Annotated in this window: 11 protein-coding genes; 5 read left to right on the top strand and 6 right to left on the bottom strand. The window is 54.6% G+C overall.

What is annotated here, in order from left to right:
- Positions 1-3 precede the first annotated feature (3 nt).
- Positions 4-639: an urea amidolyase associated protein UAAP2 gene (locus OK409_RS20075; RefSeq protein ID WP_010670353.1), complete on the top strand. Its 636-nt coding sequence runs from the start codon at positions 4-6 to the stop codon at positions 637-639.
- A gap of 164 nt (positions 640-803) precedes the next feature.
- Positions 804-4,415 carry an urea carboxylase gene (gene uca, locus OK409_RS20070; protein WP_264367399.1) on the top strand — a complete coding sequence of 1,204 codons (3,612 nt, stop codon included), beginning with the start codon at positions 804-806 and terminating at the stop codon, positions 4,413-4,415.
- A 98-nt stretch (positions 4,416-4,513) separates the two neighbouring features.
- Here the strand turns inward: uca and OK409_RS20065 are convergent, their stop codons facing one another.
- Positions 4,514-5,422, bottom strand: coding sequence for a LysR substrate-binding domain-containing protein (locus OK409_RS20065; protein ID WP_010670351.1), 909 nt, complete (start codon positions 5,420-5,422; stop codon positions 4,514-4,516).
- Positions 5,423-5,521: 99 nt separating this feature from the next.
- Here OK409_RS20065 and OK409_RS20060 point away from each other — a divergent pair, with 99 nt between their 5' ends.
- Positions 5,522-6,295: a 2OG-Fe(II) oxygenase family protein gene (locus OK409_RS20060; protein ID WP_264367398.1), complete on the top strand. Its 774-nt coding sequence runs from the start codon at positions 5,522-5,524 to the stop codon at positions 6,293-6,295.
- Positions 6,296-6,297: 2 nt separating this feature from the next.
- On the opposite strand, the gene OK409_RS20055 is transcribed toward OK409_RS20060, so the two are convergent.
- The 3 genes from OK409_RS20055 to OK409_RS20045 all read right to left on the bottom strand — a co-directional run bounded on the left by OK409_RS20055 (position 6,298) and on the right by OK409_RS20045 (position 9,555).
- Positions 6,298-7,371 (bottom strand): M14 family metallopeptidase, encoded by a 1,074-nt coding sequence (locus OK409_RS20055; RefSeq protein ID WP_264367397.1) that lies wholly within the window; start codon positions 7,369-7,371, stop codon positions 6,298-6,300.
- A gap of 37 nt (positions 7,372-7,408) precedes the next feature.
- Positions 7,409-8,179, bottom strand: coding sequence for a transporter substrate-binding domain-containing protein (locus OK409_RS20050; protein WP_264367396.1), 771 nt, complete (start codon positions 8,177-8,179; stop codon positions 7,409-7,411).
- Between the two features lie 464 nt (positions 8,180-8,643).
- On the bottom strand, positions 8,644-9,555 hold the full coding sequence (locus OK409_RS20045; RefSeq protein ID WP_122459806.1) for a LysR family transcriptional regulator: 912 nt from the start codon (positions 9,553-9,555) through the stop codon (positions 8,644-8,646).
- Positions 9,556-9,681: 126 nt separating this feature from the next.
- Between OK409_RS20045 and OK409_RS20040 the strand changes: the two genes are divergently transcribed.
- On the top strand, positions 9,682-11,061 hold the full coding sequence (locus OK409_RS20040; protein ID WP_264367395.1) for an MFS transporter: 1,380 nt from the start codon (positions 9,682-9,684) through the stop codon (positions 11,059-11,061).
- On the top strand, positions 11,058-11,453 hold the full coding sequence (locus OK409_RS20035; protein WP_163799904.1) for a DUF4440 domain-containing protein: 396 nt from the start codon (positions 11,058-11,060) through the stop codon (positions 11,451-11,453). Before OK409_RS20040 ends, OK409_RS20035 begins: the two co-directional genes overlap by 4 nt.
- A 316-nt stretch (positions 11,454-11,769) precedes the next feature.
- On the opposite strand, the gene OK409_RS20030 is transcribed toward OK409_RS20035, so the two are convergent.
- Complete coding sequence (locus tag OK409_RS20030) at positions 11,770-12,030, bottom strand: type II toxin-antitoxin system ParD family antitoxin (RefSeq protein WP_264367394.1); 261 nt, start codon at positions 12,028-12,030, stop codon at positions 11,770-11,772.
- A gap of 272 nt (positions 12,031-12,302) precedes the next feature.
- A complete protein-coding gene (locus OK409_RS20025; RefSeq protein WP_264367393.1) occupies positions 12,303-13,511 on the bottom strand; it encodes an aldose 1-epimerase family protein in 1,209 nt (402 codons plus the stop codon).
- Positions 13,512-13,725: the final 214 nt, after the last annotated feature.

Genomic DNA, 13,725 nt, shown 5'->3' with positions numbered 1-13,725 from the left:
GCGATGACCCTTATCAACTCTGATCGTCGTCCTGAAGATGCCGTCTATCGCCACGTGATACCGGCAGGCGAGCCGTGGCTGTTCGAAGTGAAAAAAGGGCAGACGCTGCGCCTGCTCGACCTCGAAGGGAATCAGGCAATTGATACCCTGTTCTATAACAGCGATAACCCGCGGGAACGCTACGATCCTCAGCGCACGCTGCGTCGTCAGGGAAACGTCTATCTGACCACCGGCAGCGTGCTCTATTCGAATCTCGGCAATCCGCTGCTGACTATCGTTGCCGACACCTGCGGTCGTCACGATACCCTGGGCGGAGCCTGCTCGCAGGAGAGCAACACCGTGCGCTATGCCCAGGATAAGCGCTACATGCACAGCTGCCGGGATAACTTTCTCTGTGCCTGCCTGCACGATGGCCGCCTTCACAAACGTGATATCGGTGCCAACATCAACTTTTTCATGAACGTTCCGGTTACGCCGGAAGGCGGTCTGACCTTTGAAGACGGGCTATCGGCACCCGGCAAATACGTTGAGCTGGTAGCCGAATGCAATGTGATGGTGCTGATCTCCAACTGTCCGCAGCTGAATAACCCCTGTAACGGCTGGAACCCGACGCCCGCCGAAGTGCTGGTGTGGAACTGAGTCAGCGTTGCCATGGCGACAAGCGGGACTGAGTTTCTCAGCCTTTTGCGCCAGACCTCTCAACACACCACCGGCGTACGCCTGTTACGTGCCGGTCAGCCCCGGGGACGGCCCCAGGGAATATCGAATTTTGCGGGACGACCCGCATCCCTGAGAGTTCGCTTATGTTTGATACCTTACTGATTGCTAATCGCGGTGCTATCGCCTGTCGCATCCTGCGCACGCTGCGTGCCATGCAGGTGAAAGGGGTCGCCGTTTACTCCGAAGCCGACCTGAGCAGTTTACATATCCGCGAGGCGGATGTGGCGCTAAGTCTTGGCGAAGGCCCGGCTGCACAAACCTATCTGGTGACGGAAAAGATCATCGCCGCCGCGCAGCAGAGCGGAGCGAAAGCGATTCATCCTGGCTACGGTTTCCTTTCGGAAAACGCCGCCTTTGCTGAGGCGTGCGAGGCTGCCGGTCTGATTTTTGTCGGCCCCACACCGCAGCAGTTGCGGACTTTTGGCCTGAAACACACGGCCCGCGCGCTGGCGGAAGCCGAAGGGGTGCCGTTGCTGGAAGGCAGTGAACTGCTGGCAGATATCAGTGAAGCCCGCCGCGCCGCAGAGAAGGTCGGCTATCCGGTAATGCTCAAAAGCACCGCGGGCGGCGGTGGCATCGGTATGCGTGTCTGTCGTGATGCGAATGCGCTGTCAGAGGCGTTTGAAACGGTCCAGCGCCTCGGCCAGAACAACTTCAGCGATGCCGGGGTATTTCTCGAAAAATATATCGAACGCGCCCGTCATCTTGAAGTGCAGATTTTCGGTGACGGCAAGGGCGAGGTAATCGCGCTGGGCGTACGCGACTGCTCGGTACAGCGGCGTAACCAGAAAGTGATCGAAGAGACGCCAGCGCCGAATCTGCCCGCAGGTATGGCGGAGGCTTTATGCGCGGCGGCTATCGCGCTGGGAAAAGCGGTGAACTATCGCAGCGCCGGAACGGTTGAGTTTGTCTATGACAGCGGGGCGCAGCAGTTCTATTTTCTTGAAGTGAATACCCGGCTGCAGGTTGAACATGGCGTCACGGAGCAGGTGTGGGGTGTTGACCTGGTGCAGTGGATGATTGAGCTGGCAGCAGGCGATCTTCCTCCGCTTCACGCGTTAGCCGCCACGCTGAATCCTCAGGGCCATGCCGTGCAGGCGCGAATTTACGCAGAAGATCCGGGGCGGCAGTTCCAGCCTTCGCCCGGGCTGTTAACCGAAGTTCTCTTTCCGGCAGCCGACGGTAAAACCCTGCGTATTGACCGCTGGGTGGAAGCCGGCTGCGAAGTCCCGCCATTCTTCGACCCGATGCTGGCAAAAGTTATCACCTGGCGCCCCACTCGCGAGGAAGCCATCGCCACCCTGGCACAGGCGCTGGCGGAGACCCGTTTCTATGGCGTAGAAACCAATCGTCTCTATCTGTTGCAGATTCTGGCCTTCTCGCCCTTTACGGCTGGCGAACCCTGGACCCGCTGCCTGGAGCAGCTCGCCTATCAGGCGGCAACGGTTGAAGTGGTGAGTGCCGGAACCCAGACCAGCGTTCAGGACTATCCCGGACGTCTGGGATACTGGGCGGTAGGCGTGCCGCCATCGGGGCCGATGGACGATCGCGCACTGCGTCTGGGCAACCGTCTGCTGGGCAATGAGGAGGGTGACGCCGCGCTGGAAATCACCCTGAATGGACCCACCCTGAAATTTAACACTGAGATTCAGGCGGTGATCTCTGGCGCGCCGCTCACTGTCACATTGGATGGCGTCGGACAGTCAATGAATTCTGTTTTTACCATTCCGGCCGGGGCAACGCTGAAGCTGGGCGCGATAAGTGGCGCGGGCGTCAGAAGTTATCTCTGTCTGAGCGGCGGCATTCAGGTGCCGGACTATTTAGGCAGCAAAAGCACCTTTACCCTTGGTCAGTTTGGCGGACATGCCGGACGGGCACTGCGTAGTGGTGACGTGCTGCATCTCGCTCCGCGTTCTGCAAGCGCAACCGGATCGGAACTGCCCGTCGGACTGCAAACAGAGCTTGCCACGGTGCGCACGCTGCGCGTCATTTATGGTCCGCACGGTGCGCCTGAGTTTTTTGCGCCGGAGTATATCGAGACGTTTTTTGCCACAGAATGGGAAGTGCATTTTAACTCCAGCCGCACCGGCGTTCGCCTGATCGGGCCAAAGCCAATCTGGACCCGCGACAGCGGTGGTGAAGCAGGGCTGCACCCCTCAAACATTCATGACAACCCGTACGCGATCGGCGCGGTCGATTTTACAGGTGATATGCCGGTGATTCTGGGGCCGGATGGCCCGAGCCTTGGCGGGTTCGTCTGCCCGGTGACGGTAATCGAGGCTGACCTCTGGCAACTGGGACAGCTCAAAGCCGGTGACAAAGTGAAATTTGTCGCGGTGGATATTCCTACCGCCCGCCGACTGGCAGAGGGCCGACGCACCGAACTGACCACGCTCCAGCCACAGGAAACAGACTGGCAGCCTGCGCCGCTGATTTCGCCCATCGTGATGACCTGCGGCGCAGCGGATAAATGCCTGGTGGCGCGCCTCTCTGGCGATATCCATCTGCTGCTGGAGGCTGGCGAGCCGGAACTGGATCTGGTGTTACGTTTTCGCATTCATGCGTTGATGCAGGCGCTGGAAGCGCAATCCCGCAACGGCATTATTGATATCACGCCGGGGATCCGCTCGCTGCAAATCCACTTTCAGCCGGAGACGCTGACGCCCGACGTGCTGCTGATGTGGGTGCGCGGTGAGTGGGAGAGGGTCTGCATTAGTGATGACCTTCAGGTTCCCACACGCGTGGTGCATCTGCCGCTCTCCTGGGACGATCCGGCCTGTCAGAAGGCCATCGAAAAATATATGACCACCGTGCGGCAGGATGCGCCGTGGTGCCCGAGTAATCTTGAATTTATCCGCCGTATAAACGATCTGCCAGATGAGCAGGCTGTCTGGAACACGGTCTTTGAAGCCAGCTATCTGGTGATGGGGCTGGGCGATGTCTACCTCGGCGCGCCGGTCGCCACGCCGCTGGATCCCCGTCATCGGCTGGTGACGACAAAATATAACCCGGCCCGCACCTGGACGGCGGAAAACTCGGTTGGCATCGGCGGTGCCTATCTGTGTGTGTATGGCATGGAGGGGCCAGGCGGCTATCAGTTTGTCGGCCGCACGCTGCAGATGTGGAACCGGTATCATGAAGTCGCCGATTTTGGCGGTAAACCCTGGCTGCTGCGCTTTTTCGATCAGATCCGTTTTTATCCGGTTTCAGCCAGTGAGCTGTTGCAGATTCGCCGCGATTTTCCCCTCGGTCGCTATCCGCTGCGCATCGAGCACAGCACGCTGCGGCTGGCGGAATATCAGGATTTCCTCGCCCGTGAAGCGCAGAGTATCGGTCGGTTTCGCGATCACCAGCAAGCCGCATTCAATGCGGAACGTGACCGCTGGATCGCCAGCGGGCAGGCCCATTTCGACAGCCAGGAAAGTGTGGCCGATGAAGGCGGAGACGCGCCGCTGCAGCCGGGCGAGCAGGGGGTTGAAAGCCCGGTTTCCGGCAATTTATGGCAGGTGCAGGCGACGGCGGGCAGCCGGGTGCGGGAAGGCGATACACTGGTGGTGCTGGAGTCGATGAAGATGGAGATCCCTCTTCTGGCGCCGTGCGACGGCATTGTTCAGCAGGTCAGCGTGCAGCCAGGCAGCGCTGTACGTGCAGGGCAACGCGTGGCGGTGATTGTTGAGGATAATGCGGAAAGATGATGACACCTGATCGCCTGGTGGCGCAGTGATAATCTGACCCTGTGCCCGCTGATGGTTCCAGACTGGCGGGCGCAGGCGAGTCCGATCACGGCGACGGGCTATTCGCAGCTCGCGCCCAGTTGGCTTAACCAGCTGATCATCGCCTCACTGCCTGGCTGGCTCAGGGTGCGTTGCGGCCAGACAAGGTAATAAGGTTTGCTCAGCGGCAGGCAAAGATCATCCACTACCACCAGGTCGCCCCGCGCCAGTTCCGCCGCGATAAGGCGTCGCTGCCCCAGCAGCACACCAGCTCCCGCGACGGCCGCATCAATCGCCAGCGAGGTCAGATTAAAGCTGAATGCGGGCTGCGGCAGAGGTTCGTCCATGCCTTTAGCCTGAAACCAGCTTCGCCAGTCCGGCAGAAAACGGCCTTCATTACCCCAGTCGAGGTGGATCAGCGGCGCCTGGCTTAAGATCGTTTCCGGCGTAAAGCGATGTAACAGAGCAGGACTGGCCACCGGCAGTACGTCATCATGAAACAACTTCAGCTTATCTGACTGCGGGTAACGATCCTCACCAAAGCAGATCACAAAATCGGCGGGCATCGCGGTGAAATCGACCTGAGAATGCGTACCGTGTAACGAGAGATCGATATTCGGGCAATGGTCGCGCCAGCTCGCCAGCTGGGGCAACAGCCATTTGGACGCCAGCGCCGGTAATGTGTAAACGGTGAGTTTTGGCGCGCTGGCCGCATGGCGGATGTTTTGCTGACCGAGATGCAGAATATCAAACGCCTCAGTGACATAGCGCAGATACTCTTTTCCGGTTTCGGTCAGCATCACGCCGCTCTGCGTACGTAAAAACAGGGCGCTGCCGAGTTGCTCCTCCAGCTGGCGAATCTGCTGACTGACTGCCGCCGGGGTTAAGGCCAGTTGAGCGGCCGCTTTTGCCAGGCTGCCCAGTTCGGCAGCCACTTTAAATGACTGTATGACACTGATCTTTGGCAACCTTGGCAATTGGGCAGGCATTAACACTTCCTTATCAGGGCATTAAGTTTTTATCGTTACGCAGCGTTGCAGGCGACCGGTAGAGTAACATCACACCTGCTCATCATGAGAATTGTTGCTATGCTTGGTTCCCTTGTCCGTCTCGATCTTCATCCACTGGCCGATCATGGCTGGCGTCAACGTTGTCGTGAGCAGTTAAACCAGTCCGGCGCGCTGGTACTGCGTCAGTTTTTAAAACCACACGCTTTAGAGGCGATCATCGAAGAGGGCAATGCACAACGTCACCAGGCTTATCACACCCGCAGCAAGCACAATGTCTATCTGATGAAACCTGATGACGCTTTCAGTGCTGAGCATCCGCGTAACAGGGATGTGATCAGCACCAAAGGCTGCATCACTGATGATGTTATCGCTGCCGACTCGCCGCTGCGCCAGCTTTATAATGATGAGCTGTTCAAACATTTCCTGTGCGATGTGCTGGGTGAAAAAGCGCTCTATACCTATGCTGACCCGCTTTCCTCGATCAACCTGCACTATGCATCACACGGCCAGGAGCTGGGCTGGCACTTCGACAACTCCTCATTTGCCATCACCTTACTGGTGCAGAAACCGCTCGCGGGCGGCGTGTTTCAGTATGTGAAAGATCTGCGGGATGCCGATGCCGGTGAGATGAACTTTGCCGGTGTCGACACAGTGCTGGAAGAACGCCAGACCGTTAACGCGCTGGAGATAGATGCCGGGGATCTGGTGCTGTTTCGCGGCCGTAATTCCCTGCACCGTGTGACCCCAACTGAAGGCGAGGTCACCCGGATGCTGGCCGTGCTGGCTTACAATACGCAGCCGGATATTGCGTTGTCAGAAACCGCGCGTATGACCTTTTACGGCAGACTATGACATCATGGCGTGTCTGCAAGGGCACGCCAGCCGCGCAGAAAGATTTGCTGCGTGCGGAAAGCCACCAATGCACGCCAGTCCGCATCTTCTGGCCAGAACCCCTCGACCAGTTGCTGCTTTATCACCTGGCCGCCCGCACTGGCAGGGTCGCCATAGAGGTGCAGCCAGTGATCTTCACGCACCCGCTGATGCATATCCTGCCCATCGTAAGTCCCGCATTCCACCACCAGAGGCAAAATCCGGGTGTCAGCCAGCGATGTCAGCAGATAGTGCGACAGATAGCCGGTTGCCGTTGCTGTCACACCAGTTACGCTGTCACGTCCGGCGCCAGTAAACAATAAGGTCAGCCACTCACCGTAAATGACTTTGCCCCAGTCATGCGCCGGATAACGCTGCTCCGCAATAGAGAGCAGCATCGGATGCCCCCATGCGCCAGCCCCGGTATGAAGGTCAAAGCTGATGATGGTTTTCACCACAGAGAGATGCTGTTCAACGATTGCCGCCATCGTAAGGTGTGACCAGCAGGGCTTCTCACCGCCGAAAAAAAAGCCGTCAGCAAAACTATACTGTCCGGCTTCTGTGACACGTTTAACCGCCTGCCAGCCCGCGCCCTCGAGTGCGTCGGCCAGTTGCCGATCGGCGCTTGCACGGTCGCCATGATAAATATCGTGCCACTGTGCATAATCCGGGTTAGCAGGAGGTGGCTGACTGAAATCGATAAAGTTACGGTTCAGATCAATATTGTCTTCGTTCACGCGCCGTAAATGCGCCGCGCCCCATGGATTGAGCAGATGAATCAGCAACAGCGCGGTATCAGCGGGCAACGCTTTTTCATCCAGCGTCTCGAGCCAGGCTATCTGGCAATCGGAACCATAATAGCCTTCAACGCCGTGAGTGCCGGAAACGACCAGCATCAGACGTGATGCGCTGGCCGGTCCTATCCGTGCCACGTCTGTATACAGGGCTTCTCCCAGAGGACCAGGCAGAGGATGCGGATAAGAGGTCGTTTCAGCACCTTTGCTCTGCGCCGCTGCCATAAAGCGCGCGCGCTGAACGTGGTATTCGGGCAACGCCATAGTCTTCATACTCCTGCGATTCTTCACGTTGTGCGGATCAGGGATAAACATTGAATTTAAAATATTTTTTGGTGAGCTGGTCATAAGTCCCGTTTTTATGCATCTCCGCCAGTGCCGTGTTAATCATCTTCAGGTTTGCCTCATCTCCTTTGCGTAGCGCGATACCCACGCCATCACCAAAAATCACTTTATCCACCAGGGTCCCTTTGATGGCGTACGGCTTGCCTTCGGCTGAGGTCAGGAATCCCTGTTCAGCAGAGACCGCATTGGCCAGGCTGCCATCAAGACGCCCGGCGACCAGATCCGGATAAACTTCCATCTGGTTAGGATAGGAGATGACTTTAACGCCCTCCGGCTCCCATTGGGTTTTGGCATAGGTTTCCTGGATGGTGCCCTGTGCCACACCGATCGTCTTACCGCGCAATGAGGCAACATCAGTCGTCAGCGTGCTGGCAGCCGGTGCCAGTAAAGCACTGGGCGTGTTGTACAACATATCGCTGAAAGCCACCTGCTGACGACGCTTATCGGTCATCGACATCGCTGACAGGATGGCATCAAATTTCTTCGCCTGAAGGGCAGGGATGCTGCTATCAAAACCCATTTGCACCCACTGGCACTTCACCTTTGCCTGAACGCAGATGGCATTGCCCAGATCAACATCAAAGCCCTGCAATGATCCATCAGCCGCCTTGAATTCAAACGGTGGGAACGTAGGGTCAACGCCAAAGCGCAGGGTCTGCTGCGCCAGTGCCGCGTGACTAACTGTTGTGAGCGAAAACAGTAATGCGAGGGATAAGCTCTTTTTCATGTTTTAATTCCCGGATGCAAATGAATTTAAGCGCGACATTCAAATTTAATAACATGCGACCTGTTTTCCTGCCAGCGAATAAACCGCAATCATCCAGATTAAAATCTTATGTTATTAAGGTACTGTGCGAATTATTTATACGGCGTTAATTTTTACTTAATACTGTGCATCAAATGACTGAGCCATACCAGGGTGTGGCGCAGGTCCGGGCCTGAAGCCGCAGGCGCTGGGGTTGGGGTTGGGGTTGGGATAATAAGACAAGCCCCAGCGCCAGTTTTTAGATTATCGCGCAGCAGTGATTTATCATGACAGGGAATTAAGTAATGCGCCTGCGTTAAACTGAATTGTCATTAGCCAGACAGTAAATATTTACCTTCCCGCCCTGCATAAAATAAAGTTTATGGGATTTAAATCAGTTGAGATAAATTAACGCTTAGCCCATCAGAATAATGTGATGGATGCGCTTATTTTCTGCTGTACAGCGCTAAACGTTCATGCAGGAAATCTATAAACGCGCGTACTTTTTCTGGCACATGACGAGTATTAGGGTAGAGCGCGTAAATTCCCTGACGGGGGAATTGATGATCGGGCAGTAGCCGTACTAATCCACCTTTATCAATCTCATCCTGCACCAGCCAGGCGGGCAGAATCGCCACGCCAGCACCGGCTAAAGCAAAAGCGAGTAAAGAAGAGGCACTGTCAGCCGTGATCATGGCAGGCTGAAATGCGCTCATCAGCACAGACTCGCCTTCGGGCGTGATCACCTGCCAGCTGAGTGGCGTCGATAAACGGCTATGCGCAATCCATTTTGCTGACGCGAGATGTGAAAGATCCCGGATAGACGCTTCATTCAGGCTGTTGAGATAACAAGGTGCAGCGACCGCCAGGATATCAAACTGATCGATAAGGCGGGCGTGATGACTGGAATCGGCAAGATGCCCAAGTCGTATCGCCACATCAAAGCGGCCGGCAATCAGGTCGTCGTTTTTTGATGATGAGACGTGATGTATGCGTAACTGTGGGTGTTGGGCTGCAAAGCCAGCAAGGGCAGGGACGATCACACGAGCGCCATATTCCAGAGTGGTTGTGATCCGGAGTGTCCCGCTTAATCCAGCGTGATCACTTCTCACATCCTCTAATACGCTTTCCGCATCCTGAAGAAGCTGAAGGCAACGATGATAAAATCTTTCACCCGTATCCGTGGCTGAAACGCGTCTGGTGCTCCTGATGAGTAACGAGACACCCAGCTCCTCTTCGAGATGTTTAATATTGAAACTCACAACGGCTTTAGTTAACCCGAGTGTCTGAGCTGCACCTGTGAAACTGCCTGCCTCGACTACCGCGACAAAGATCCCCAGCCGTTGCATATTGATCATCGTGAACTCCGTTAACGACATCTCATTGTCAAAATATCTTTGACAGTGTAACAACAGAAAGTGAATTTATCCCGATAATTTAAGCACCTATACTGCGCGCCTTACGCTGATCTGTCTGGGAAAAAAATGAGCTATCGTGTGCGCGTAGTCAGTGTCTATTTGCTGGGATTTTTTATTGATCTGGTCAACATGTTTATCGCCAATGTTGCTTATCCAGAGATTGGCAGACATTTTGATGCCTCCGTTAGCCAGCTCGCATGGATCAGTAATGGCTACATCTTAGGCCTGACGCTGGTCATACCGTTCAGTAGCTGGCTGGTACGGCGCATGGGCGCAAAACGTCTGTTTATGCTCTCACTGCTTATTTTCATTGCGGGCACCTGTGGTGTGGGGGCATCAACGTCAGTTTCTCAGCTCATCGCCTTCCGATGGATACAGGGCATCGGCGGCGGACTGTTGATCCCCATCGGTCAGACGATGACCTATGCGTTATACAGAAGCAATGAACGTGCGAAGTTATCGTCAGTCGTGATGTTGATTGCATTGCTGGCACCCGCCTTGTCGCCAGCTGTTGGTGGAATAGTGGTTGAGAGCCTTAGCTGGCGCTGGGTTTTTCTTGTGAGCCTGCCGCTCGCGGTTGCGGCATTGCTGCTGGCGGGATGCTGGCTCAAAGCAGACAAACCGGCGAACTCATCTGAACCGCTGGACCTGGTGGGTTTAGTCAGTGGTTGTGCCGCGCTCACGCTGATCCTTCTCGGACTGACATACCTGGGCGATGCTGAGAGGCTTTATCAGGGGGCGATGATGCTGCTTGCTGGCGTCCTTACTCTGGCTGGCTATGTGTGGGACGCACTTCGAAAAAGCCATCCACTCATTAACCTGCATCTGATAAAGGATCCGCTCTTACACACCGCAATGCTGATCTATCAGTTTATACCAGGCGTGTTCACCGGCGTCAGTATGATCACTATGCTATACCTGCAAAATCAATTAGGTATGCATGCCAGCATTGTCGGCGCGCTCATGCTGCCATGGTCTCTGGCTTCCTTTGCGGCAATTAGTCTGACAGGTAAGACGTTCAACCTCTGGGGACCACGCCCGCTATTTATCACCGGCTGTCTGTTTCAGGCGCTGGGTATTGGCCTGCTGGCGCTGACTGGCCAGACATCGGACACCTTAGTCTTTGTACTTGCTTTCGCCTTGATGGGATTTGGCGGCAGCCTGTGCAGCAGCACGGCCCAGAGTTCTGCTTTTATTCACATCACCGACAGCGAACTTGCTGATGCCAGCGCACTCTGGAATATCAATCGCCAGCTCAGTTTTTGTCTCGGCGTTACGCTGGTCAGCCTGCTGTTCAATCTGATTGCGAATAGCGGCATGCCTGAAGAACACGCTTATCACCTCTGTTTTGTTATAGCGGCACTCAGCGCTGTGATTCCGCTTCTGTGCTGTTTACGCATTTCAAATCAGAAGGTTATTTTTATGCTTAAAGGGGACCAAAAATGAACCGTTATTTTAATGAAGTACTGGACGCCCACGAATTGATTCGCAACTGGCTGGGTAACAAAGAAGCACATGATGAGGTATGTGAGGAACTTTTAGCGCGTTTTAGTCCTGCATATTCTATGGTAACACCGGGCGGTGCCTTACTGGATTTCACGACACTAAATGGGTTTTTCCGCACTCAGCGCGGTGCACGTCCGGGTTTAGCGATTGATATCTGCGACATGCAGATGGTTGCTGAGAGTGAAGGAAACGCCACTGTGGTATATAAGGAGTTGCAGCAGCTTCCGGGCCAGGAGGCCACGCTGCGGTTTTCTACGGTTGTGTTCGAGGTAAATAATGCTGGCAAGATTTTGTGGCGACATCTGCACGAGACTTCGTTTCCTAAGCCATAGATGCTGTCGATTCGCAGTGTGTCAGGGCGCGACGGGTTGAGAGCAACAGCGTGCAGGCTGAACCGCATTTCTTAAACCAGCGATGATCGCCGCTGTCTATCCTGAACCAATCGCCGTGAGAGATACAGTGGTGGTGAGGCGACGGCTTTATTGATCGTGAAAATTCCTCACCAGAGGCCGTTATACAAGGGGCTTCAGCAGGTTGTCTGAAGTCCACGGATAAGGTTAGCTTAGAGCTTTAGCCTTTATGTTACCGCCTTGCCTTAAGTGCGCATAATCTATCTTATGTTAAATAACATATCGCACATGTACTTCATTACGCTTTACCACCTTCGGCCTGCCGCCGATATTTTTGCGACAGGCGACCAAATACCTCTTCCGCGTTTTTGCTTTCGCCGCTGTTTATACCTGCGCTGACCGCTGTTTCCAGAGCATCAAGTTTCATCTGCTGCTCCCGTTCTTCCAGTGCCCTGAGGCCCGCACGGATCACTTCACTGGTGTTGTTATATCGCCCGCTTTCAATCTGTTCGCGGATGAACGCTTCGAAATAAGGACTGAGTGCTACGCTGGTTGGCATGATTCCTCTCCCGCTGAATTACTATCAGTTATTAACTGTTAGTATTTCAGAGTTACTCTTCTCTATCAACTTTCGGCTTAACACCCTTCCACAGGTTTGCCGGATGTTTACCTGCGTGTAACTTTGCGTTGACCAACCCCGCGACCTTATAGCATCGCCAGTATCCTGCGCAGATCTTTGCCTCTTTCCCGCATTTGTGTTGTCATCCCGTGACGGAACGCTGACCTGTAAACTAAAAACCCCAACAATTTAGCTGGGGTTATGATGGGTCGTTACTCTTTCGCTATTGGCGTCTCGCTCACATCAATCTTCGTTTCACCCTGAATGCCCTTAATGCGTTTCTCAACGTCATTAACCTGCTCGCTGCTGTGCAGCAAGGTGTAAGTCAGATCAAATGCCGTACTGGCACCCGGTTGCAGTTGCTTCACGCGTTTTTGTTCACGTTCAATGGTGACCGGATAGGCGTAACTGGTACCAGGTTCGATACCGGTCACGTAGCCCTGTTTCAGGGTGTCGGTATTTTTCCATAAGGTCAGCATCGGGAGTTGACGCGTATCGAACTGAATGGATGCGCCGCTGTTGCCCGCTTTATTTATCACCGCAGCAATGGTCTGATGATTGCTGTCTGAAAGTGGCTTGATGTTGAACACCATCTCATCGAAGTCTTTGGTCGGACCTTTATAGGTCTGCCACTCTTTTAACCCGGCTTTCGCGTAGTCATTGAATGGGCTGATGCCGGACATCGGCGCCAGGAAGCGTGCGCCCTCTTCCAGAATCGGTTTGCCGAAGTTGCTGTGATAGATGATCTGGTAATCGTGCGGATAGTCGGCATGGTTGGTTAACACATCATGCAGGCTGAAACTGTTGCTGCCTGGCACGTAACGCAGTTCGGTCATGGTCTGCAAATCAGCTTTCTTAAAGGTGCTCTCTTTAATCAGGCCGCGAATACGAATTTCGTGTGGTGCCGCATCTGCCACTTCAACTTCCAGCTGAGAAACCGGCGTATTCCCTGCTTTACCGTGCAGCGTATAGATTCGGCCTTCATCGGTGATCGGATGGCCGGTCCATTCGTAGCCGCAACGCACCATCATCTCGTTGAAACCATCCAGCCAGCCCAGACCGTTGCGGCTCTCAAGATTGATGTAGGCAGGATTGACGACCTCTTTAACCGGTGAATCCCAGCCCATGCGGGTGCCAAAGCCTTCAACACGCAGTAAGTTCATGCCACGTGTCGGGCTTAGCGTAATCGTCAGGCCATCCTCACTGCGGATCGTCAGTATTTTACTGCCTTCCTGCTTGCCGCCATGCAGGACTTTCTGTTCGATGCTGAACGGTTTGCCCTGAGACTTCAGCTCACTACTGGAAATCTTCCAGTTTCCCTGCTCGGTGCCCTGTTCAGCACTCGTCAGCACCCAGGTTTTTGCCGCTGCAGAGCCTGAAACCAGCACTGCAAGTACCGTTAACGCCAGTTTAATCTTCATCCTTCACCCCATTAGCTGAATCGTTTTTTCATTCCGTAAGGGAAATTTACTTAATGGGACTGAAGATAAACGTGATGATGCTCACCTGTTGGGAAAAGGCAGCGACTCAGACCTATTATTGTGGGCCAAATCACAGTGATTACGGCCAGAGAGGAATAACTACAGCGAATCAGGTGAAATTTGCTGACATTAGCTTTATTCGATTCAGCTAAAA

Origin of the sequence: Pantoea sp. RG18 (genome assembly GCF_025910075.1) — a bacterium.
Taxonomy (GTDB): Bacteria; Pseudomonadota; Gammaproteobacteria; order Enterobacterales; family Enterobacteriaceae; genus Pantoea; species Pantoea agglomerans.
This window is presented reverse-complemented; position numbering and strand designations above follow the sequence as displayed.